21 protein-coding genes are annotated in these 21,404 nt (G+C 68.8%); 7 read left to right on the top strand and 14 right to left on the bottom strand.

Features of this window, described 5'->3' with window-relative positions; all coding sequences use genetic code 11:
* The first annotated feature begins 10 nt into the window (after positions 1 to 10).
* The gene (locus ABIE19_RS11595) at positions 11 to 487 is read left to right on the top strand and encodes a DUF6173 family protein (protein WP_354089356.1); all 477 of its coding nucleotides are present in this window, start codon (positions 11 to 13) and stop codon (positions 485 to 487) included.
* A 41-nt stretch (positions 488 to 528) separates the two neighbouring features.
* On the opposite strand, the gene pip is transcribed toward ABIE19_RS11595, so the two are convergent.
* Both pip and ABIE19_RS11605 read right to left on the bottom strand, forming a co-directional pair.
* Complete coding sequence (pip, locus tag ABIE19_RS11600) at positions 529 to 1,503, bottom strand: prolyl aminopeptidase (protein ID WP_354089357.1); 975 nt, start codon at positions 1,501 to 1,503, stop codon at positions 529 to 531.
* Positions 1,504 to 1,537: 34 nt separating this feature from the next.
* Positions 1,538 to 1,909, bottom strand: a complete 372-nt coding sequence (locus ABIE19_RS11605; protein WP_354089358.1) for a DUF423 domain-containing protein — start codon at positions 1,907 to 1,909, stop codon at positions 1,538 to 1,540.
* A gap of 49 nt (positions 1,910 to 1,958) precedes the next feature.
* Between ABIE19_RS11605 and ABIE19_RS11610 the strand changes: the two genes are divergently transcribed.
* Complete coding sequence (locus ABIE19_RS11610; RefSeq protein WP_354089359.1) at positions 1,959 to 3,119, top strand: MFS transporter; 1,161 nt, start codon at positions 1,959 to 1,961, stop codon at positions 3,117 to 3,119.
* A gap of 4 nt (positions 3,120 to 3,123) precedes the next feature.
* Here ABIE19_RS11610 and ABIE19_RS11615 read toward each other — a convergent pair whose 3' ends face one another.
* The 3 genes from ABIE19_RS11615 to ABIE19_RS11625 all read right to left on the bottom strand — a co-directional run bounded on the left by ABIE19_RS11615 (position 3,124) and on the right by ABIE19_RS11625 (position 6,715).
* Positions 3,124 to 3,717: a hypothetical protein gene (locus ABIE19_RS11615; protein ID WP_354089360.1), complete on the bottom strand. Its 594-nt coding sequence runs from the start codon at positions 3,715 to 3,717 to the stop codon at positions 3,124 to 3,126.
* 116 nt (positions 3,718 to 3,833) lie between these two features.
* Positions 3,834 to 6,389 carry a coiled-coil domain-containing protein gene (locus ABIE19_RS11620; RefSeq protein WP_354089361.1) on the bottom strand — a complete coding sequence of 852 codons (2,556 nt, stop codon included), beginning with the start codon at positions 6,387 to 6,389 and terminating at the stop codon, positions 3,834 to 3,836.
* 146 nt (positions 6,390 to 6,535) lie between these two features.
* The gene (locus ABIE19_RS11625; protein WP_354089362.1) at positions 6,536 to 6,715 is read right to left on the bottom strand and encodes a hypothetical protein; all 180 of its coding nucleotides are present in this window, start codon (positions 6,713 to 6,715) and stop codon (positions 6,536 to 6,538) included.
* 156 nt (positions 6,716 to 6,871) lie between these two features.
* Here ABIE19_RS11625 and ABIE19_RS11630 point away from each other — a divergent pair, with 156 nt between their 5' ends.
* Positions 6,872 to 8,350 (top strand): phospholipase D-like domain-containing protein, encoded by a 1,479-nt coding sequence (locus ABIE19_RS11630; RefSeq protein ID WP_354089363.1) that lies wholly within the window; start codon positions 6,872 to 6,874, stop codon positions 8,348 to 8,350.
* Here the strand turns inward: ABIE19_RS11630 and ABIE19_RS11635 are convergent.
* The 5 genes from ABIE19_RS11635 to ABIE19_RS11655 all read right to left on the bottom strand — a co-directional run bounded on the left by ABIE19_RS11635 (position 8,335) and on the right by ABIE19_RS11655 (position 12,424).
* The gene (locus ABIE19_RS11635; RefSeq protein WP_354089364.1) at positions 8,335 to 9,081 is read right to left on the bottom strand and encodes an endonuclease/exonuclease/phosphatase family protein; all 747 of its coding nucleotides are present in this window, start codon (positions 9,079 to 9,081) and stop codon (positions 8,335 to 8,337) included. The two genes, ABIE19_RS11630 and ABIE19_RS11635, sit on opposite strands and share 16 nt — an antisense overlap.
* A 65-nt stretch (positions 9,082 to 9,146) precedes the next feature.
* Positions 9,147 to 9,827 carry a TPM domain-containing protein gene (locus ABIE19_RS11640; RefSeq protein WP_354089365.1) on the bottom strand — a complete coding sequence of 227 codons (681 nt, stop codon included), beginning with the start codon at positions 9,825 to 9,827 and terminating at the stop codon, positions 9,147 to 9,149.
* Positions 9,827 to 10,660: a TPM domain-containing protein gene (locus ABIE19_RS11645; protein ID WP_354089366.1), complete on the bottom strand. Its 834-nt coding sequence runs from the start codon at positions 10,658 to 10,660 to the stop codon at positions 9,827 to 9,829. The genes ABIE19_RS11640 and ABIE19_RS11645 overlap by 1 nt, the downstream gene beginning before the upstream one ends.
* A gap of 31 nt (positions 10,661 to 10,691) precedes the next feature.
* Complete coding sequence (locus ABIE19_RS11650) at positions 10,692 to 11,390, bottom strand: LemA family protein (RefSeq protein ID WP_354089367.1); 699 nt, start codon at positions 11,388 to 11,390, stop codon at positions 10,692 to 10,694.
* A gap of 110 nt (positions 11,391 to 11,500) precedes the next feature.
* Positions 11,501 to 12,424: a bifunctional methylenetetrahydrofolate dehydrogenase/methenyltetrahydrofolate cyclohydrolase gene (locus ABIE19_RS11655; protein ID WP_354089368.1), complete on the bottom strand. Its 924-nt coding sequence runs from the start codon at positions 12,422 to 12,424 to the stop codon at positions 11,501 to 11,503.
* Positions 12,425 to 12,519: 95 nt separating this feature from the next.
* Here ABIE19_RS11655 and ABIE19_RS11660 point away from each other — a divergent pair, with 95 nt between their 5' ends.
* The 3 genes from ABIE19_RS11660 to ABIE19_RS11670 are packed head-to-tail and all read left to right on the top strand — an operon-like array spanning position 12,520 to position 16,203.
* Positions 12,520 to 14,364, top strand: a complete 1,845-nt coding sequence (locus ABIE19_RS11660) for a PPC domain-containing protein (RefSeq protein ID WP_354089369.1) — start codon at positions 12,520 to 12,522, stop codon at positions 14,362 to 14,364.
* Positions 14,354 to 15,385 (top strand): type 2 isopentenyl-diphosphate Delta-isomerase, encoded by a 1,032-nt coding sequence (gene fni / locus ABIE19_RS11665; protein ID WP_354089370.1) that lies wholly within the window; start codon positions 14,354 to 14,356, stop codon positions 15,383 to 15,385. Before ABIE19_RS11660 ends, fni begins: the two co-directional genes overlap by 11 nt.
* 56 nt (positions 15,386 to 15,441) lie before the next feature.
* Complete coding sequence (locus ABIE19_RS11670) at positions 15,442 to 16,203, top strand: peptidase (RefSeq protein ID WP_354089371.1); 762 nt, start codon at positions 15,442 to 15,444, stop codon at positions 16,201 to 16,203.
* 4 nt (positions 16,204 to 16,207) lie between these two features.
* Here the strand turns inward: ABIE19_RS11670 and ABIE19_RS11675 are convergent, their stop codons facing one another.
* The 4 genes from ABIE19_RS11675 to hutU form a co-directional block, all read right to left on the bottom strand.
* Positions 16,208 to 16,675, bottom strand: a complete 468-nt coding sequence (locus tag ABIE19_RS11675; RefSeq protein WP_354089372.1) for a hypothetical protein — start codon at positions 16,673 to 16,675, stop codon at positions 16,208 to 16,210.
* Positions 16,676 to 16,745: 70 nt separating this feature from the next.
* Positions 16,746 to 17,387: a CatB-related O-acetyltransferase gene (locus ABIE19_RS11680; RefSeq protein ID WP_354089373.1), complete on the bottom strand. Its 642-nt coding sequence runs from the start codon at positions 17,385 to 17,387 to the stop codon at positions 16,746 to 16,748.
* 21 nt (positions 17,388 to 17,408) lie between these two features.
* Positions 17,409 to 18,941 carry a histidine ammonia-lyase gene (gene hutH / locus ABIE19_RS11685; RefSeq protein WP_354089374.1) on the bottom strand — a complete coding sequence of 511 codons (1,533 nt, stop codon included), beginning with the start codon at positions 18,939 to 18,941 and terminating at the stop codon, positions 17,409 to 17,411.
* Positions 18,942 to 18,945: 4 nt separating this feature from the next.
* Positions 18,946 to 20,610, bottom strand: a complete 1,665-nt coding sequence (gene hutU / locus ABIE19_RS11690) for a urocanate hydratase (RefSeq protein WP_354089375.1) — start codon at positions 20,608 to 20,610, stop codon at positions 18,946 to 18,948.
* An 89-nt stretch (positions 20,611 to 20,699) separates the two neighbouring features.
* Here hutU and hutC point away from each other — a divergent pair, with 89 nt between their 5' ends.
* Positions 20,700 to 21,401: a histidine utilization transcriptional repressor HutC gene (gene hutC / locus ABIE19_RS11695; protein WP_354089376.1), complete on the top strand. Its 702-nt coding sequence runs from the start codon at positions 20,700 to 20,702 to the stop codon at positions 21,399 to 21,401.
* Positions 21,402 to 21,404 lie beyond the last annotated feature (3 nt).

Here is a 21,404-nt window from a genome sequence, read left to right on the forward strand (position 1 = left end):
GGCTGAGGGCATGACTGTTCAGACGCCCCCCGATTCCGCCGCCGCCATGCCCAAGGCCGAGGCGGCCATGTTCTCCGACTGCGGCGATACGCCTTGCCCGCAACCCGTCCTGACCGACCCGAAGAATGAGGCGGCGGTCCAGGCCGAGGGCGTGCGGATGCGCGACAACCCGGCCGAATGGGCCTTCGTCCGCCTGTCCAAGCTGATCGAGGAATTCGAATCCAACCTCGACAAGGACGAGGAGGTCGGTGTCCGCATCGTCGGCCTGCCGGGCGAGGGGACGATGCAGATCATGGACGTCGGCTTCTGGGGGCCGGACCTGATCATGTTCTTCGGTCGCAACGCCGACGGAAAGCCTGTCCGCCTGATCCAGCACTACGCCCAACTGAACGTGGTGCTCAGCGCCGTGAAGAAGCCGGAGGAGCGCGAGGCGCAACGCATCGGCTTCCAGCTCAGCGAACTGGTCGAGAAGACCAACCCGAAATAGGCCCTCGTCCCGAGGGGCTCGGGACGAGGAAGAGCGCTTGCTTAGAGCGACGCCGCCCAGTCCGTGCCGCGGATCAGGCTGTCGATGATGCCCGGCTCGCTGGAGGCGTGGCCGGCGTCGCCGACGACGTCCAACTTGGCCTCGGGCCAGGCGCGATGCAGGGCCCAGGCGCCCGAGATCGGCGTGACCACGTCGAAGCGGCCCTGGGCGATCCAGCAGGGCAGGTGGCGGATCGTGTCGACGTTTTCCAGAATCCAGTTCTCGCTGTCGAAGAAGCCGCCGTTGGTGAAGTACCAGTTCTCGATCCGGGCGAAGGCCACGGCGAAGTCGGGCTCGCTGAACTTGTCGGGGCGGGCGGAAGGACCCTGGACGCTGACGGTGTCGCCTTCCCAGGTGGCCCAGGCCACGGCGCAGCGGCGCTGCTCCTCCACGTCGTCGCCGGTCAGACGCTTGTAGTAGGCGGCCATCAGGTCGCCGCGCTCGGCCTCGGGAATGGGGGCCAGGAAGCGTTCCCAGACGTCGGGGAAGATCATCGAGGCGCCATCCTGATAGAACCAGTGCAACTCCTTCTTGGTCAACAGGAAGATGCCGCGCAGGATCAGGGCCAGGCAGCGGTCGGGGTGCTTGATGGCGTAGGTCAGTGACAGGGTCGAACCCCAGGAGCCGCCGAACACCACCCACTTGTCGACGCCCAGGAGTTCACGCAGGCGCTCGATGTCGGCGATCAGGTCCCAAGTCGTGTTGTTTTCAAGCGAGGCGTTGGGACGCGACAGACCGCAGCCGCGCTGGTCGAACATGATGATGCGATACCGGGCCGGATCGAAGTAGCGCCGCATGCCGGGATTGACCGCGCCGCCCGGACCGCCGTGCAGGACGATGACGGGCAGACCGTCGGGGTTTCCGCTCTCTTCGTAATAGACCTCGTGGATGCTGTCGGTCTGCATCCAGCCGGAGTTGTAGGCTTCGATCTCGGGATAGAGATCGCGGCGAGGGGCGTCGTTCGTCGGCAAGGCCATGGGGATTGGAAGCCTTCTGAAGTTGCTGAAAAGGTCAGGATTGGAACGTGCGTGTACGCAATGCGGCGACAGCCAGGACGACCCAGCCGATGATCATCAGGGTTCCGCCGATCGGCGCCACGGCGCCCATCCAGCGAAGGCCCAGAAAGGCGATGGCGGCCAGGGACAGGCAGAAGATCAGCCCGCCCGAGACGGCCAGCCACCCGGCTGCCCGCGCGCCGCGTCCGCCGCCGACCCACAGGGCGCAGGCGACGGCCAGAACCGCGTGGATCATCTGATAGTGGGCGCCGGTGGACAGAAGCGCAGCCGCCTTCGGCGCGGCGCCGTGGGCGGCGAATGCGCCGAGCGCGACAGCCATGGCGCCGTTGACGGCGGAGAAGGCCAGAAGGATTCGGTCGCGATTCATGTGCAAGGCCTAGCCCACATCGGGCGCGAAGTCTGCTATCGGAGCGCCGATGAATTCCGCTCCGCGCATGGCGCTGCAATACATCCTGCTGTTCGCCGCCAGCGGCGTGACCCTGCCGTTCGCCGGCCTGTGGTTCCGTGAACAGGGATTGAGCGGCGCAGAGATCGGCGCGCTTCTGGCCATTCCCATGCTGGGGCGTCTGGCAACGGGCCCTCTGATCGCAGTCTGGGCCGACGGTTTCCGCCATCGCCGCACGCCGATCGCCCTTCTGGGCCTGGCCATGGCCCTGGGATACGGCGGGGCGGGCCTGGTCGAAGGCTTCGCGGCCTGGGCCGTCTGCTGGTTCGTGGGGGCCACGGCGGCGGCGGCCCTGATCCCGCTCAGCGACGTGCTGACGTTGAAGCTCGCACGGCGCGAGGGCTTCAACTTCTCCCTGCCGCGCGGATGCGGCTCGGCGGCCTTCGTGGTGGCCAATATCGGCATGGGCGCCTTGCTGACGCGCGCCACGCCGGACGTCGTCATCGTCTGGATCACGACGGCGGCCGTGCTGATCGCGGTCGTGGCCTGGCGCTTCCTGCCGCCGGAGACGGTGACGGACGGAGCACCTACGCCGAGGCTGGATCGATTTCGCGGACTGGGGCGTCTGGCGACCGATCCGGTCTTCATGACGGCCATCTTCGCCATCGGGGCGGTGCAGGCGGCTCACGCCTTCTACTACGGCTTCTCGGCCATCGCATGGAAGGCGCAGGGGATTTCAGAAGGGACGACGGGCCTGTTGTGGGCTTTTTCCGTCCTGGTCGAGATCGGTTTCATGTGGGTGGTCGAGCCCTGGCGGCGACGCCGTGGGATCGGCCCCTTCCTGATGCTGTCCATCGGCGCAACGGCGGCGGTCGTGCGCTGGAGCCTGATGGCCTTCGCGCCGCCCTTGTGGGCCCTGTGGCCGCTGCAGGTCCTGCACGCCCTCAGCTTCGCCGCCACCTATCTGGCGGGGGTGGAGATCGTCGAGCGGCTGTCGCCGCCGGACGGGCATACGGCGGCGCAGACCCTGAGCTCCGTCCTGTCGGCGGGCGTGCTGATCGGCCTGGCCACGGCTGTGTCGGGACCGTTGTACGACGCCGTGGGGCTGAAGGGCTATCTGGCCATGGCCGTGCTGGCGGCCGCGGGCGGTCTGGCGGGCGCGGCCCTGCGCCGACGATTGGCGACGTCCTAGGGCGTCAGGCCAGCGCCGGACGGGGCAGGGGCGCCAGGTGGCGGGCGATGACGCCGGCCGCCGTCTTCACCGCCGACTGAACCTTGGCGGGCTGGGCCTCTGCGGGTGCGCGGATCAGGCCCACGGCGGGCGAGGCCGCGCCGTCCGGCAGATCGGCCAGGATGCGATAGAGGATATAGCTGCCGGCATCCTCTTCCGCTTCGGAGTCGGCGACGGCGGCCAGGCCGGCCTGGTTCAGGTCGCGCACGATCTCGGCGGCGGGGGCGGTGGCGCGGGCGACGCCGGGGCCGGTGTGATCCAGCCGGTCGTGACGGTCCAGGCGACGGTTCTCGGCCCGCAACTGCAAACGGAAGGCGTCGGAATGATGGGTGGCGCCGACCAGCAACAGGGCGCTGCATTCGCCGCGCGCCAGCATAGCGCTGAGTTCGGTCGCCAGATCGTCGGCGGCGGCCGATCCGGGCACCGGCAGGGTCCGGGCGCCGACTGGATGCCAGGGCTCTCCGGACAGATCCTCGACCGGATCCCATGCGGTGAAGCTGGGATCCCAGGCGCAGATGGCGATGGCGGGGCGTCGGTCGGGACGAAGCCCGGATTCCATGTCCAGCAAGCTGTCCATCCTGAATGGCGCGTCGGCGTCGATGGCCAGACCGTGATGTCAGACCGGCGGCAGGTCAAGACCGCCGGGTTAAATTCAATCCGGACAAACGGTTAAGATCAGGCCAGATCGCCGACGGCTGCGTCCAGAAGCATGAAGGCCCGACCTTCGTCGGTGGCGAGGCGCGCCATGACCTGCTGCAGATCGCCATGACGGGCGTGTTCCTGCATCTGGCGGGCGAAGGCGCGGACATAGGCGTCGGCGTCGTCGCGCAGTTCCGCGTCCGTCAGGATTCGGCGCGAGACGCTGCGTACGGCGGCGGGCGCCACGCGACGGACGATCTGGCGCGCGCGATCCGGTTCCTGTTGCGCCAGGGCGCGGGCGGCTTCCTCGACGCGCGGACGGGGCAGCAGGGCGTTGGGGTCGACGCCCATGCGCCGGATGGCCGCGGTGACGCGATCGGCCAGGGCCTCGGCGTCTACGGGAACGCCCGGTTCCAGGGGGGCTTCGTCGACGGCGCGGTCGTGGCGCTCGACCAGTTCGTTCCAGCTCAGGTCCGTGTCGTTGGAAGGCGGCAGGGGCGCGGGCGCCTCGGCGACGGGCTCCAGCCGCACGCGGCGCAGACCCGCGTCATGCTCTTCGGCAGCAGGCGGCGCGACGGGGGCTGCCGGCTGGGCCGCCGGGCGCGGCGTATAGCGCGGGGCTTCAGCCGCCCGGCCGCCCAGCAGGGGCTCGCGACGGCGCTGGCCGCTCGTCTCGCCCGAGACGACGCCGACCAGGCGGACGGCTTCGCTCAGCATTTCGTAGTTGCGGCGCACCCGCTCCTGGAAGCCGGCGTCCAGGGCCGCGGTGTCGTCGGCCGCCTTGCGCGAGGCGGCGTCCAGGGCGGCCAGGCCGTTCTCGACCGAGGCGCGAACAGCCTCGACCCGGGCGGCGGCCTCTTGCGGCAGGCGGTCGGCGCGGGCGTCCATTTCGGCCACGGCGGCCTCGATCTGGGTCAGGGCGCCGGTCATCCGGGCCATGGCGCCCTCGACGCGCTCGATGATCTTCTCGCCGGTCAGATCGACCATGTCGGCCGTCTGGTTGACGATCTTGCGCGCGCCGTCGATGCGGGATTCCGCCGCCTCGTCCGCCTTCTGGGCGGCGTCGAACAGGGATTCTCCCAGGCGATCGGCGCGAATCTGGGCCTGTTCGATGGCCAGGGTAGCGGCGGCGCGCTGTTCCTCGGCCGTGGCTTGCAGGGCAGTCAAGGAACGGCGGGTCTCCTCGACCAGCAGGTCGCGGGATTCGGCGGCCAGGGCCTCGAACCGGTCGAGGGCCAGCTTGGTGGCGCTGTCGAAGCCGTCGGCCTCGCGCTGGGACATGTCGACCAGGGCGCGGAACTGATCCAGCACGGCCTCGACCTGGGCCTTGATCGCGGTCGCCAGTTCGTCGCCCGTCTGGTTCAACTCTCCGGCGGCCGAGCGGGTCTGAGACAACTGCTCGGTGAACTGGGCGCGCTGGCTCTCGATCTGGGCGGAGAAATCCTCCTGATCGGTGCGCAGGGTGAAGGCGGCGGTCACCAGGGCGGCGCGCTGCTGGCTGAGGCCTTCCTCGACGGCCTGAATCTGTTCGGCCACGCCGGTCCCGGCGGTTTCCAGGCGCAAGGTCTGGCGCGACAGGTCGTCGGCGGCGGCGCGGGCGGCGTCCTGGGCTTCGTTGGCGGCTGCGGCCAGGTCGGCGGCGCGGGCGGCCAGGGCGGCCTCGGCCTCGCGAAGCTGGGTCTGGGCCAGGTCGGAGGCGTCCACCACCATGCGCGACTGGCGTTCCACCGCATCGACCACGCCGGTCGCCTGAGCGTCCAGTTGCACGCCCAGAGTTCCCAACTGCTCGCGCTCACGGCCCAGTTGCTCGGTCAGGCGACGGGCGGTGCGGCCGGCGGTCTCGGCCGCCTCGTTCAGGCGCTTGGTCTCGTCGGCCAGGGCTTCGCGCAGCAGGGACATGTCGTTGCGGGCGCGTTCAGCGGCCAGAGCGGCCTGGTCGATGTCGCCGCGCAGGGCGGTCAGGACCTGACCCGCTTCGCGTGAGGCCAGGGCGGTCGGACCGACCAGGGCTTCGGCCATGTCGCGCGCACGGCGGGTCTCCAGAGCTAGGCCGGCGCCCTGACGCACGGCATGGGCCAGCATGACGGCCAGGCCGGCGGGGGCCAGGGCGATCAGGGCGTAGACGGCCAGACGTAGGGGCTCCAACTCCACCGCGCCCGACCCGAACTCATAGGCGAACCAGGAGGCGACGCCGCCGATCCACAGGGCAGAGGCCAGCCCGGCGATCAGATAGGCGTTGCCGGCGGGGGCGGCGGTCTTGGTCCGCGTCCGGGTCGCCACGGGTGGCGGCGCGGTCTCCACCGTCGCGGGCGGCGCTTCGGCGGAAACGGCGAGGGGCGACGAAAGGGCGGGCGGCGGTTCCGGCAGGTCGAGGGCGGCGGCGCGTTGCTCGGCCTGACGCCTTTCCTCCGCCATGCGACGGCGCTGCCGTTCGGAGATCGGCTTCTTCGGCTCCGGCTGGAGCTCGGCTTCCGGTTCGGACTCGGACGTCGCCTCTGTCAGAGCATCCTCGACCGACGCGGGAGCGTCGTCCCGGACCTCTTCGGGTTCCGGGTCGGTCAGGTTGAGCGGCGGCCGATGGCTGGACTTCATGGGGCGTCGTTCTCGATCACTATTCGCCGGATACGCGGCGAGGGCGCGCGGAATGATCGACCCTAACGGCTTGATCCGGTCGCGCAAAGGCTCGGGCGGCGCGATTCACGGGGAAGTTGGGGGCGAGCGGCGTAAGGCCGCCAGGATCAGCAGTCGCGACGGACGGCGACCGAGGTCGAGGAGGCGGGCTTGTCCTTGCAGTCCTGAACGCGTTGAATCTCACGTTCCGGCTTGTGCGGGGCATGCAGATCGACGCCGAATTGCGACAGCGTCGCCGCAGCGAGCATGGCGATCAGGCCGGCCAGCATTTCGAGCAACATCTGCATGGCGCGGACAATGGCAGAACTTCGTCACGTTTACAATGAGGCGGCAATGTGAAGCGGGGCCGCGCCAGGCGGCTGCGGGAACGAAGAGCGGTTTCGCACGTCAAGCTTTCATAGGGGGCGTGTGGGCTCGTCACGCGAATCAGACAGTCTGGCGGAATGAGGGATCGGGGCGACAGTTATGAAGGCGGTCTGCTCGAGCCGGGCCGGACCTGCTGGCGGACGGCGCGGGCGCATCGGTTCACGCCCCTGATGGAGAACGACGCCTATTTCGACGCCCTGGCCTCCAGCCTGGCCAAGGCCAAGAAGTCGATCGTCGTCCTGGGCTGGCAGTTCGACCCGCGCACCCGACTGGACCCGCAATCCCCCCTGACCGACCGGCGCGGAGAAATTGGCCATCAACTGCGCAGTCTGGTGCGGCAGAAGCCGGAGTTGGACATCCGTCTGCTGATCTGGAAATCGCCCCTGCTGATCGCGGCGTCACAGGGCTTCTATCCGCACCGGGCCCAGGGCTGGTTCCGCAAGCGAACGGTCGAGTTCCGGCTGGATAAGCCGGGCATCCTGGGGGCCTGCCATCACCAGAAGGTGGTGATCATCGACGACAAGATCGCCTTCTGCGGCGGCGGGGACATCGCCACGGATCGCTGGGACACGGACGAACATCAGGACGACGATCCCCGGCGTTGCCAGCCGTCCGGCCTGTTCAGCGCGCCCCGGCATGAGGTCATGAGCGTCATGGACGGCCCGGCGGCCCGGGCCCTGGGCGACCTGGCGCGGGAGCGCTGGTTCCGCGCCACCTGGGAACGCACCCTGCCGGAGGAAACCGACGAGGACCCCTGGCCCGACGGCGTCGAACCGGCCCTGACCGAGGTGGAGGTCGGGATCGCCCGCACCGAGCCCCGGCTGGACGGCCGGCCCGAAATCCGCGAGAACGAAGCCCTGCACGTGGAAGCGATCCGGCGAGCGAGACGGCTGATCTATATGGAGAACCAGTACTTCACCTCTCCGGTCATCGCCGCGGCCCTGGCTGAACGTCTGGCGGAACCGGACGGGCCGGAGATCGTCCTGGTGTCCACCGGCCGCAGCCCGAGCTGGTTCGACGGCCTGACCATGGACACGGCCCGCGCCGAGGTCCTGTATCGACTGGAGCAGGCCGACGCCTACAACCGCTTCACCGCCTTCAGCCCCCGAACGGCGGGCGGAGAGCGGATCATCGTCCACGCCAAGATGACCATCGTCGACGACCGCCTGCTGCGGATCGGATCGACCAACCTGAACAACCGCTCGCAGGGCCTGGACACGGAGTGCGACGTGGCGGTCGAGCCGACCTCGGACGAGGCGCGCGAGACGATCCGGCGCTTCCGCCGACGCTCCATCGGCCATTTCATCGGCGTCTCCGGCGAGGCATTCGCCCAGGCGGAGGAGATCATGGGATCGGTCGGCCAGGCGATCGCCACCTTTGGATCGGACCGGATGAGCCTGCTGGGATCGACGCCGCCTTCGCCGGTCGAACGGATGATCGCCGAGTGGCAGTTGGGCGATCCGACCTCGTCGTCGGACGCCTGGAGGCCCTGGCGGCGGCTGAACCGCTCGCACAGGACGCTCCCGCGCTTCGAAGGCGGTCAGGCCCCGGGCTGAGCCGTGAACTCGAAATCCACCGCCAGGGGCAGGTGGTCGGAGGCGGCGCGCGCGACCGGATCCAGCGGCGTCATGACGCCGGTCACCCGGATGTCGGAACTGACGAAGCAGTGGTCGATGCGGATGGCGGGGAAGCTGGAAGGAAAGGTCTTGATCGAGGGCTTCAGTCCCAATCGCCTCTGGGCGTCGGCCAGCCGGCGGACCAGGGTCTGATAGGGGCGGGTGATGGAGGTGGCGTTGAAGTCGCCCGTCAGGATCGTCGGACCCTTGCAGGCCGGATCGCCCAGCCACTCTGATCCGGCCAGGGCGGCCGCCTGCAACCGCTGCTCACGCGGGACCAGGCCCAAGTGGGTGTTGAAGACGTTCAGCGTGATCCCGTCGAAGTCGATGGCCGACCACAGGGCGCCGCGCGGCTCTAGTCCCCGCAGATTGGGCAGGGTCGGCAGGGCGGCGGCCCGCATCAACTGCTCGGGTCGCGAGGTCAGGATGGCGTCGCCGTACAACTCGCTTTCGATCGTCATGGCCGGATGAAAACGGAAGGCCATGGACAACTGCTTGGCGATGGCTCCGGCCTGATCGACGCCTCCCGTGCGGGCGCGGCCCACGTCCAACTCCTGCAGGCAGACGATGTCGGGTTGCAGCGCGGCCAGGACGTCGGCGATGCGCGAGACATCCAGCTTGCGATCGACGCCGACGCAGCGGTGGACATTATAGGTGACGAGTCTGGGCATGAAATCTCGGTCGGCGGCGGGGAGGGAATCGCCTCCGCTGCGATTCCGGCGCCGTCCTAGCCGCCTTAGATGACAACCAGACGGTCGGGAACCTCGTTCACATCAGCGGGCCTGGGCGGAAAGCGTTCCGCCAGAACCTGACCGCACAGGGCGACGGCCTGCTCAAAGCCCTCGACCGGACGTTCCTGCTTCAGGCTGCGGGTCAGGGCCAGGGCCGCCTCGGCCCAGACCTCGGGGGCGACGCAGGAATGGATGGCCTCGTCGGCGATGACCTCGACCCGGTGATCCTCCATGGCGGCGAAGATCAGGACGCCTGTCCGGGCCTTGGTCACATGGACGCCATGGGCCAGGAACTGTTGCAGGGCGGCGCGGCGCACCCGGTCGCGACGCAGGGCCGGCGGGGTCAGCATCCGCCGCAGCGGCGGGATCAGGATCAGCAGGAAGACGGCGACGAAGACCGTCGCCTGAACCAGGGCGTAGGCCGTCAGGGCGCGCGCCGTCTGGGCCGAGGCGGCCGGATCATGACCCGCCTCCCAACCGCCGAACGACAGCCATTCGCCGTTGAAGCCGAAGGGAATCAGCGCCAACGGAACCAGCAGGGCCGCCGCCGCGGCCCAGCCCAGGCTGACCTCGCGATAGGCGGAGACCTGTCGGGCCACGACGCAGAAGATTTCGCCGGACGTGTTCGCCTCGGCCTTGGCGATGGCCGCGGCGACGCGCGCATGGTCTTCCGAGGTGAAGCGCATCACCAACCTCCCGAGGCGCCGCCGCCGCCGAAGCCGCCGCCGCCTCCGCTGAAACCGCCGCCTCCGCCGAAGCCGCCTCCAAATCCGCCGCCGCCCCGGTCGTCGTCCCGACCACGGTTCCGCATGGCTTCGCTGGCCCCCCAGATCAGGACGGAGCTCAGGCCGTCAGAGCCGCGATAGCGTCGCCCGCGACGTCCGCCGCCCAGGGCGCCGACGACGGCGAACAGGATGAACATGACGACCAGGAAGCCGATCACGCCGATTTCATCGCCGCCGGATTTCTCCTGCGCCTGCTTGGCCTCCTGCGCGCGGGCGGCGGCTTCCGCCGGATCGGCCGTCAACTGGGCGATGACGGCGTCGGTCCCACGCATGACGCCCGTGGCGTAGTCGCCGTCACGGAAGGCCGGCAGGATATCGTTGCGGATGATCATGGAGGCATAGGCGTCGGTCAGGACGCCTTCCAGCCCATAGCCGACCTCGATCCGCACCTTGCGTTCGTTCGGCGCGACGATCAGCAGGGCGCCGCCGTCGTTTTCCTTCTGGCCGATGCCCCAGTGACGGCCGAGCTGATAGCCGAAGTCCTCGATCTCCCGGTCCTGGAGCGAGGGCAGGGTGACGACCACCAGCTGATCGCCGGTCTGTTGTTCCAGCATGGCCAGCTTGCCGGTCAGGGCGTGCTCCTGATCCGGCGTCAGAAGCTGGGCGTCGTCGACGACCCGACCGGTCAGGGCAGGAAACCGGATTTCGGCGGCGAAGGCGGGCAGGGCCGCCAGCCACAGGGCAAGCCCCAGCAGCAGCGCCGGAACCAGCATCCGCGCCTTGCCATCCCTCATGGCGAGGGCCGAAGGGGTCATGTCAGGTCGACTAGGCCGCCGGGGCCGGGGCGGGCGGCGTCGAGCCCGGGGCGGCGCCCGGCGTGGTCGCCGGCGCGCCTCCGCCCGGTTGCGCGCCGGGAACGCCGAGGTTGAAGTTCACGGTCGGCGCGGATTGAGCCTCGGCCGTGGCGGTGAACAGCTGCATGGGCTTGGAGCCGCCGTGCAGGGTCTTGGCCCAGATCACGCTGGGGAAGGTGCGCAGGGTCGTGTTGTAGTCGCGAACAGCCTCGTTGTAGTCGCGGCGCGCCACGGCGATGCGGTTCTCGGTGCCTTCCAACTGCGACTGCAGGGTCAGGAAGTTCTGATTGGCCTGAAGCTGGGGATAGGCCTCGACCGTCACCAGGAGGCGGGACAGGGCCGACGACAGTTCGCCTTGGGCTTGCTGGTACTGCTGGAAGGCGGCGGCGTTATCCAGGTTGGAGGCGTCGATGTTGACGCTGGTGGCCTTGGCCCGCGCCTCGATCACCTGAGTCAGGGTGGTGCGTTCCTGGATCGCCGCGCCCTGGACGGTGGCGACCAGGTTCGGCACCAGGTCGGCCCGGCGCTGATACTGGCTCTGGACGTCGGCCCAGGCCGCTTCAGCCCGTTCCTGCTTGGTCGGAATGGTGTTGTAGCCGCAGGCGCCCACGGCGGGGGCCAGGACAACGACGGCGGCGACGGCCGCGAGACGGGGCGAGAAACCAGCCATGAGATCAAAGTCCTCCGGGCGGTCGGCAGGACCGCTGATCCGCTAAAGACTATCGGGGCCGAAAGGCTCCGCTTCAAGGCCGGATTTTTCGTCCGATCCCGGGCGGAGGCTCAGCCGTTCAGGTCCTCGGGTTCGACCCCGGCGGAGCGACAGGCGGCGGTGTAGGTGTTGGCCAGCAGGCAGGCGATGGTCATGGGGCCGACGCCGCCCGGGACGGGGGTGATGCGCCCCGCGACCTCGACCGCCTCGTCGAAGGCCACGTCGCCGACCACGCGGGTCTTGCCCTCGGCCGCCTTGACCGGATCGCGCGAAGGGACGCGGTTGATGCCGACGTCGATGACCGTCGCGCCCGGCTTGATCCAGTCGCCCTTGACCATCTCGGGACGGCCGACGGCGGCGACCAGGATGTCGGCGGTGCGGCACAGGGCGGGCAGGTCGCGGGTGCGCGAGTGGGCCACGGTGACGGTGCAGCTTTCGCCGATCAGCAGTTGCGCCATCGGCTTGCCGACGATGTTGGAGCGGCCGACGATCACGGCGTTCAGGCCCGACAGATCGCCCAACTGATCCTTGAGCAGCATCAGGCAGCCCAGCGGCGTGCAGGGGACCAGACCGGGCAGGCCGACGGCCAGACGCCCTGCGTTGACCACGTGGAAGCCGTCCACGTCCTTGTCCGGCGAGATGGCGTCCAGGACGGCGGCCGAATCGATGTGCTTCGGCAAGGGCAGTTGCACCAGGATTCCATGGATGCCCGCATCGGCGTTCAGCGTGGCGATCAGGGCCAGAAGTTCGTCCTGCCCGGTGGTGTCGGGCAGACGGTGGGTGTCGGACCGCATCCCGGCCTTCAGCGTCGTCTCGCCCTTGTTGCGGACATAGAGCTGGCTGGCGGGGTCCTCGCCGACGATGACCACGGCCAGGCCGGGCTTGACGCCATGGGCGGATTCCAGTCGTGTAGCGGCGTCGGCGACGCGCTGAACCAGGGTCTGCGAGAAGGCCTTGCCGTCAATCAGGGAGGCGCGAGCGGGTTCGACAGCCATAATTCGGCTCCATGGGTCGGGAACTGGAAAGCGTGGCCGCGATTTACAGCCGTGACGGTTCGGCGTCTATGATGGCGCCAACCAAAGAGGTTTTCATGCGTCACTCTCTCTTCGCGGCGGCCAGCGTCGCCGCACTGCTGTCGTCCGGCTCCGCCTTTGCGCAGTCCGCAACGGATATTCGCATCGGCGACGAGGTCCGGGGGAGGCTGGAAGAGAGCGACGCGCGAACACGCGGCTCCGACGCCTATCGTTATGACGACTATCGGGTCCAGTTGCGCGCGGGCCAACGGCTGCAGGCCGAGCTCCGGTCCAGCGATTTCGACGCCTATCTGGCCGTCTACGCCGAGGGGCGCACCTCGGGCGATCCTCTGGCCAGCGACGACGACGGCGCCGGCAGCGGCACCAGCGCCCGCCTGCGCTTCACGCCCGAAAGCGACGGCGTCTACATTGTTCGCGCCCGACCCTTCTCGGGGCTGGAGACCGGCGCCTACACCCTGTCGCTCAGCGAACGCGTAGCCCCGCGCTTCCCGCGCGCCGAGCGGATTTCGGTCGGCGGACGCGCCTCCGGCCGCCTGGCGTCCGGCGACGCCGAGGACGAGGACGGCAATACCTTCGACGCCTTCAGCTTCCGCGCCGCGGCGGGCGAACGGGTGGCTATCCTGCTGGAATCCGACGATTTCGATCCGGTGCTGCGCGTCGGCCGCCTGGTCAACGGCGCTTTCGTCAAGTCCGCCGAGAACGACGACGGTCAGGGCAAGGGCCTGAACTCCTACATCGTCTTCACGGCCGGCCAGGCGGGCGAATACGTGATCCAGGCCTCTTCGGTCGGCGGCGACGGCGAGGGCGCCTACACCCTGTCGCTGGAGCAGGGGCCGCCTGCGCCCCAAGCGCGCGCCATCACCATCGGCGAGGAAGTCAGCGGCCGCTTGAACGAGGACAGCGCCTCCAGCGACGCCGGCGGTCGGGCCGATCTCTATCGCTTCTCCGGCAAGGCCGGGCAGCGGGTGGCCATCAGCCTGAAGGCCGATGATTTCGACAGCTATCTCGAACTCTTCGACGCCAACCATAACAGCCTGGCGACCGACGACGACAGCGGCGGCGACCTGAACGCTCGCCTGACCTTCACCCTGCCTGAGGACGGCGACTATCTGGTCGAGGCCCGCGCCTTCTCCGACGGGGAGGGCCGCTATGATCTGAAGATCGAGAACGTGCCGCCTCCGCCGCCGCCCTCGGCCGTCAGCTTCGGCCAGACGGTTCAGGGCGAACTGAAGCAGAACGGTCCGACCGATGATCAGGGGCGGCTCTACGACGCCTATGTCTTCACGGGCGTCAAGGATCAGCGCGTTCAGGCCGTCATGCGCTCCGGCGATTTCGACGCCCTGGTCCAGGTGGGCCGGATGGAAGGGGACGAGTTCGAAGAACTGGCCTCCGACGACGACGGTCTGCGCCAGGGGACGGACGCCCGGTTGACCTACACCCTGCCCGACGACGGCGAATATGTGCTTCGGACCATGCCCTATTCGAGCAGCGGCAAGGGGCTCTATTCGCTGGAGTTCAGCGATCGCGGACCGGAGCCGGGTCCGGGCAGCCTGCTGATCGGCTCGACCGTCCGCAGCAGTCTGACGGACAACGACGCCCTTGACGACGACGGGATCGCCTACGACGCCTACAGCTTCAAGGCCAAGGCGGATGAGAAGCTGCGCTTCACCTTGATCTCCAACGGTTTCGACGCCGTGGTCGAGGTGGGGGAGGACAAGGAGGGCGACTTCCGCAGCCTGGCCGAGGACGACGACAGCCTGTCGGACACCCACGCCCGTCTGGACTGGACCGTGCCGCGCGACGGAACCTATGTGGTCCGCGCTCGCAGCTTCGCCCCGAACTCGACCGGCGACTATGTGCTGATCGTCGAGCGGCAACCCGACGGACGAAATGGGCGATGAGCTGATCCTGGGCCGCAAGGACCAGCACCTGGACGTGGTGCTGGCCGGCGGAGGGCGGCATGCCCTGGAGACCGGATTCGACGACTGGCGCTTCCTGCATGAAGCCCTGCCGGATCTGGATCACGCCAAGATCGACCTGGGCGCCGACTTCATCGGTCGGCGTCTGCAGGCGCCCCTGTTGATCAGCGCCATGACCGGCGGCCCGGCCCGGGCTTCGGCCATCAACGCCCGCCTGGCGGAGGCGGCCCAGCACCTGGGCATAGCCCTGGCCGTCGGCTCCCAACGCGCGGCAATCGAGGGGGATGCTGCGGCGGGGCTGGACCGATCCCTGCGCGATCGCGCGCCCGACACCCCCATCCTGGCCAATATCGGCGCGGCCCAGCTGACGCGCGGATTCGGCCTGGAGGAGGCGAAACGGGCGATGGAGATGATCGACGCCGACGCCCTGGTGGTCCACTTGAACCCCTTGCAGGAAGCCTGTCAGCCGGAAGGCGACCGAGACTGGTGGGGCGTGGGCGCGGCCCTACAGGCCCTGATCCGCGGCCTGGAGCGGCCGGTGATCGTCAAGGAAACGGGGGCGGGGGTTTCGGCCGTCACGGCCCAACGGCTGATCGCCATGGGCGCGGCTGGGATCGACGTGGCTGGCGCCGGCGGCGCCAACTGGGCCCTGATCGAGGGCGAGCGCGCGACCGATCCGGCGGACAAGGCGCATGCCGCCGCCTTCGCCGCCTGGGGCATACCCACGGCCCGCGCGGTGGCCGAGGCGCGGAACGCTCTGCCCGAAGCCCTGATCATCGGCTCAGGCGGGGTGCGCGACGGCGTCGACGCGGCCAAGGCCATTCGTCTGGGCGCCGACGTGGTCGGCATGGCCTCGGGCGTGATCCAGGCCGCGACCGTTTCGACGGAGGCGGTGATCGACCGTTTCCAGACCGTCATTCGCCAGCTCAGGACCGTCTGTTTCTGCACCAATGCCGCAAACCTGGCCGCCCTTAGGCGCGTGCCTTTGCTTGCATCCCGATAAATCAATCGTTTAGAGCCCCACAGATCGACACGGGGCAAACCCAAGGAGACCCGAACATGCGCGCCCTCATGACGACGAGCGTCCTCGCCGCCTCACTGCTTCTGGCCGGCGCCGCCTCGGCCCAGAGCAGCATTCGCCCTGGCCAGACGGTGCAGGGCAATTTCACGTCCAAGGACGCCCGGATGGACGACGGTTCGCACTACCGTTGCTACACCATGCAGACCAATGCGGACGAAGCCTATACGGTGACGCTCAGCTCGTCCGACTTCGACACCTATCTGTCGGCCGGCCCGGGCGCGGACTGTGACGACACCACGGTGTCGAACGACGACGGCCCGGACATGGGCACGGATTCGCAGGTCCGCTTCATGTCGAACGGCGGCCTGTGGGTCATCAAGGCCAACACCCTGAGCGAGGGCGAGACTGGCCGTTATCAACTGCGCGTCTCCTCTGGCGAGCGGGTGCGTCCGACGACCCAGGTCCTGCCGATCTCCATCGGTGAAAGCCGCCAGGGCCGCCTGGAGTTCAGCGACCGCCGTGCGGACGACGGCTCCTACTACGACTGCTATTCGCTGCAGATCGCGCGGTCGGGCAGCACTGCGATCCGTCTCGATTCCGGCGACTTCGACGCCTACCTGGCCCTGTACCAGGGGCCGCAGTGCGACGGAGACTCCATCTCGTCGGATGACGATAGCGGCGGCGGCACCAGCGCCCAGATCGTCGAGACCCTGCGTCCCGGAACCTATTCGATCCGGGCCAACACCCTGGGGTCGGACGAAACCGGCGACTACACCCTGACCGTCACGTCGCGGCGTTGATGAATCAGGCGGCCCCGGTCGGATCGATCGGGGCCGTTTTCATGTTTGATTCCGCCTCGTCCAGGGACGACGGCAAGGGCTGATCGAAGCCGAAGCCATAGTCGTCGGGCTCCAGTCGGATCGGCGAAGGGGGCGGGGGCGTCCGCACCGGCTCCACGACGATGACGGTTCGCGGCAGGGGCGGCTCCGGCTCCACCCAGGCGCTGTCCAACGCCCCCTCCTGTGTCGGATCGACGGGCAGGGGCGCGAGCTTTTCCGGGTCATGCTCATAGCCGTTCGTCAGATCGCCCACGGTCATGACGGCGCCGGGGATCAGATCGGGCTCGACCGGCGGCACGACATCGACGCTGATCGTGCGGCCGTCGCCGCTTCCCGAGCCATGGGCCACGGAGGTGGAGCGCCATAGCATCCACCCTCCGCCCAGCAGGGCCGCCAGGCCGACCGCCGCGACTGTCGCTGTCGTCGCCTTCATTCTCATGCTCGAATACTAGCCGTGCGAGCCCGGCGCTGCGACCTGGAAAGCGCGCAAACCCGGCCCGGGTTCACGCCTCCCGATCATAGGCGGCGACGGCGTCGAGCAGAGCTTGCGGGTCAGAGGCGCAGAGCAGAGGGCGCAGGGCCTCGAACTTCTCGACCGGCCAGTCATAGATGCGCAGGCCCAGCAGCACGGCCGTGACTTCCGGAGCGAAGCGGGCGCGCAGAGGCTTGGCCGGATTTCCCGCCACGATCATGTAGGGCTCAACGTCCCGCGTGACGACGGCGCCGGAGGCGACGACGGCGCCCTCGCCGATGGTCACGCCCGGCATGATCATGGCCCGCATGCCGATCCAGGCGCCGTCGCAGATCCGAGTGTCGCCCTTGCCGACATAGGCGTCGCCGATGACCTCGAGGAAGGGATAGAGGCTGAACCAGTCGGTGCGGTGGGTGTGATTGCCGCCCATCAGGATGACGGCCTCGGCGCCGATGCAGACATAGTCGCCGATATGCAGTTGATCGACCGGCCACTGGGATTCCCAGGCGGCTAGGCTGTAGGCGTCGCCATAGAGGTAACGCACGACGCTGGTCTGAAAGTCGCCGGTCCAGGCGTCGCTGTAGTAGGAGTGCCGGCCCCGCACATGGATGTTCGGATTGGTCACGCTCTGGTGGAGATGCTCCACCTTCGACCAGTGCTTGATGGTGTCCATGTGCGGGGCCTTAGCCCAGATTCAGGCCGAGGGCAGCAGATCGCCGGCGAAGGCGCGATAACGACCGGCCCGCACCCCGTCCGTGGCCCGGGCGATGTCCGGCGCGAAATAGCGGTCGGCGGAGTAGGGCTCGGCCGCCTCGCGCACGATGGCGTAGGTCTGCTCCAGTTCCGGCGACGAGGTCAGGGGGCGACGGAAGTCGATGCCCTGCGCCGCGGCCAGCAGTTCGATGCCGACCACGGTCGCCGTGTTGGCGGCCATGTCCAGCAGGCGACGCGCGCCATGGGTGGCCATGGACACGTGGTCTTCCTGATTGGCGCTGGTCGGCACGGTGTCGATGACGCAGGGATGGGCGACCATGCGGTTCTCGGCCACCAGAGCCGCCGCCGTCACCTGGGCAATCATGAAGCCCGAGTTGACGCCGCTGTCCTTGACGAGGAAGGCGGGCAGGTCGGTCATCTTGGGGTCGACCAGGATGGAGGTGCGGCGCTCGCTGATATTGCCGATCTCGCACAGGACCATGGCGATCTGATCTGCGGCATAAGCAACAGGTTCCGCGTGGAAGTTGCCGCCCGAGATGACGTCGCCGTCTTCGATGAAGACCAACGGATTGTCCGTCACGGCGTTGGCTTCACGCTCCAGCATGGCGGCGGCGTTACGCAGCACGTCCAGGGTCGCGCCCATGACCTGCGGCTGGCAGCGCAGGGAGTAGGGGTCCTGCACCTTGGCGCAGTCGTGGCGGTGGCTGTCGCGGATGGCGCTGCCGCCCAGCAGTTCGCGCAGACGACGAGCCACGTCGATCTGACCCGGCTGGCCGCGCAGGGCGTGGATGCGGTGGTCGAACGGCGCATCCGAGCCCAGCAGGGCGTCGACCGACAGACCGCCGGCGGCGATGGCGGCGGCGAAGACGTCCTCGGCCGCGAACAGGCCGGTCAGGGCCAGGGCCGTCGAGCACTGGGTGCCGTTCAGCAGGGCCAGGCCCTCCTTCGGGCCCAGGACGACCGGCTTCAGTCCGGCCTTGGCCAGCGCCGAAACCGCATCCAGCGTCTGACCCTGATAGCGGGCCTCGCCGACGCCGATCAGGACGCACGACATGTGGGCCAACGGGGCCAGGTCGCCCGAGGCGCCGACCGAACCCTTGGACGGGATCAGCGGCAGGATCCCGGCGTTGACCATGCCGATCAGAGTCTCCAGCGTGTGACGACGCACCCCGGATGCGCCCTTCGACAGGCTGGCGATCTTCAGCACCATCAGCAGGCGGGTGACGTTCTCGTTCAGCGGTTCGCCGACGCCGCAGGCGTGGCTGAGCACCAGGTTCTTCTGAAGGGTTTCAAGGTCTTCCGCCGCAATGCTGGTGTTGGCCAGCAGGCCGAAGCCGGTGTTGATGCCGTATACCGTGCGACCCTCGGCCAGGATGGCGGCGACGACCGCCGCCCCCTTCTCGACATTGGCCCAGGCGGCGTCGGTCAGGCTGACCGCGACCGGACCGTTCAAGGCGGTGCGAAGCTGGGCGAGGGTGAGCGGCGCGGCGCCGATTTCAATGGTGGTGGTCATAGGCTTACAGGTCCAGCGAGGGCAGGTTCAGGCCGTGTTCGCGCGCGGCGTCCTTGGCGATGTCGTATCCGGCGTCGGCGTGACGCATGACGCCCGTGGCCGGGTCGTTCCACAGAACGCGCTCCAGGCGCTTGGCGGCTTCCGGCGTGCCGTCGGCGACGATGACGACGCCCGAGTGCTGGCTATAACCCATGCCGACCCCGCCGCCGTGGTGCAGGGACACCCAGGATGCCCCCGACGCCGTGTTTAGCAGGGCGTTCAGCAGGGGCCAGTCGGACACGGCGTCCGAGCCGTCCATCATGGCCTCGGTCTCGCGGTTCGGGCTGGCGACGGAGCCGCTGTCCAGATGGTCGCGGCCGATGACGATGGGGGCGCTCAGTTCGCCCGAGGCCACCATCTCGTTGAACATCAGGCCGGCGCGGTGACGGTCGCCCAGGCCGATCCAGCAGATGCGCGCCGGCAGGCCCTGGAAGGCGATGCGCTCGCCCGCCATGTCCAGCCAGCGGTGCAGGCCGGCGTTGTCGGGGAAGAGCTTCTTCATCGCCTCATCCGTCTTGCGGATGTCCTCGGGATCACCCGACAGGGCGGCCCAGCGGAAGGGGCCGATGCCGCGGCAGAACAGCGGGCGGATGTAGGCGGGCACGAAGCCGGGGAAGTCGAAGGCGTTCTCGACGCCTTCGTCAAAGGCGACCTGACGGATGTTGTTGCCGTAGTCGGTGGTGGGGACGCCCATCTTCTGGAAGTCCAGCATGGCCTTGACGTGGACGGCCATCGACTTGCGCGCGGCGGTCTCGACGGCGGCGGGGTCGCTGACGCGCTTCTCTTCCCACTCGGCGACGGTCCAGCCCGAGGGCAGGTAGCCGTTGACCGGGTCGTGGGCGCTGGTCTGATCCGTCACCAGATCGGGGCGAACGCCGCGCTTGACCATTTCAGGCAGAAGATCAGCCGCATTGCCCAAGAGGCCGATCGACAAGGGTTTCTTGTCCTTGAATGACTGCTCCAGCAGGGCCAGAGCCTCGTCCAGGGTCTCGGCCATGACGTCGACGTAGCGGGTGCGCAGGCGGAACTCGATGCGGCTGCGCTGGCACTCGATGGTGATGCAGGAGGCGCCGGCCATGGTCGCCGCCAGAGGCTGGGCGCCGCCCATGCCGCCCAGGCCCGCCGTCAGGATCCACTTGCCCGACCAGTCGCCGCCGTAGTGCTGGCGACCCGCCTCCATGAAGGTCTCATAGGTGCCCTGAACGATGCCCTGGGTGCCGATGTAGATCCACGACCCGGCGGTCATCTGGCCGTACATGGCCAGACCCTTCTTATCGAGTTCGTTGAAATGCTCCCAGGTCGCCCACTTGGGCACCAGGTTGGAGTTGGCGATCAGCACGCGCGGCGCGTCGATATGGGTGCGGAAGACGCCGACCGGCTTGCCCGACTGGACCATCAGGGTCTCGTCGGCCTCCAGTTTCTGAAGCTGGTCGACGATGGTGTCGAAGGCTTGCCAGTTGCGGGCCGCCTTGCCGATGCCGCCATAGACGACCAGGTCTTCGGGGCGCTCGGCCACCTCGGGGTCGAGGTTGTTCATCAGCATCCGCATGGCGGCTTCGGCCGCCCAGGTCTTGGCGGTCTTTTCCGGCCCGCGCGGGCTGCGGATGATGCGGGTATTGGGCGTGGCCATCGAATCCTCCATGCGGCGTCTGCCGTCGTCGTGCGTTGGGCTCAGTGTTATGTCTAGACATTATTGCGCGCAAGAGGCAGTTTCGATTCATGGATCAGGAGCCGCTTCATCGACGGATCGCGGGCGACATCGAGCGCCGCATCGCCTCGGGCGAATGGCGGCCGGGTTTTCGCATCCCGACCGAGGCCGAGCTGACGGCCGAATACGGCTGCGCCCGCATGACGGTGTCGCGCGCCATGTCGGACCTGTCGGCGCGCGGTCTGGTGGTTCGCCGTCGCCGCGCCGGGACGGTGGTGGCCCATCCCCCGGTGCATTCCTCGGCACTGGTCGCCATCCCCGACATCCAGTCTGAGGTCGAGGGCAGGGGGCTGGCCTATTCCCACCGCCTGCTGGGCCGAATCGTGCGCCCGACAGGGGCGGACGAGGGCGATCTGGGCCGGAAGGTCATCGAACTGCAGACCCTGCATCTGGCCGACGATCTGCCCTTCGTCTTTGAGCGCCGCCTGATCTCTCTGGACGCTGCGCCCGAGGCCGAGGGCGCCGATTTCACGACCCAGCCGCCCGGCGGCTGGTTGCTGGCCCACATGCCCTGGACCGAGGCCGAGCATCGCATCTCGGCGGTCGGCGCCGACCGCGAGACGGCGGCGGGCCTGGGCCTGGCCGACGGCGCGCCCTGCCTGCGGCTGGAGCGCCGCACCTGGCGCGACGGCCAGGGCGTGACCTGGGCCTCGCAGATCTTCCCCGGCGCGGCCTATGATCTGGTCGCGCGCTTTTCTCCCACCAAAGGATGACCC

Origin of the sequence: Brevundimonas faecalis, assembly GCF_040549405.1 — a bacterium.
GTDB classification, from domain to species: domain Bacteria; phylum Pseudomonadota; class Alphaproteobacteria; order Caulobacterales; family Caulobacteraceae; genus Brevundimonas; species Brevundimonas faecalis.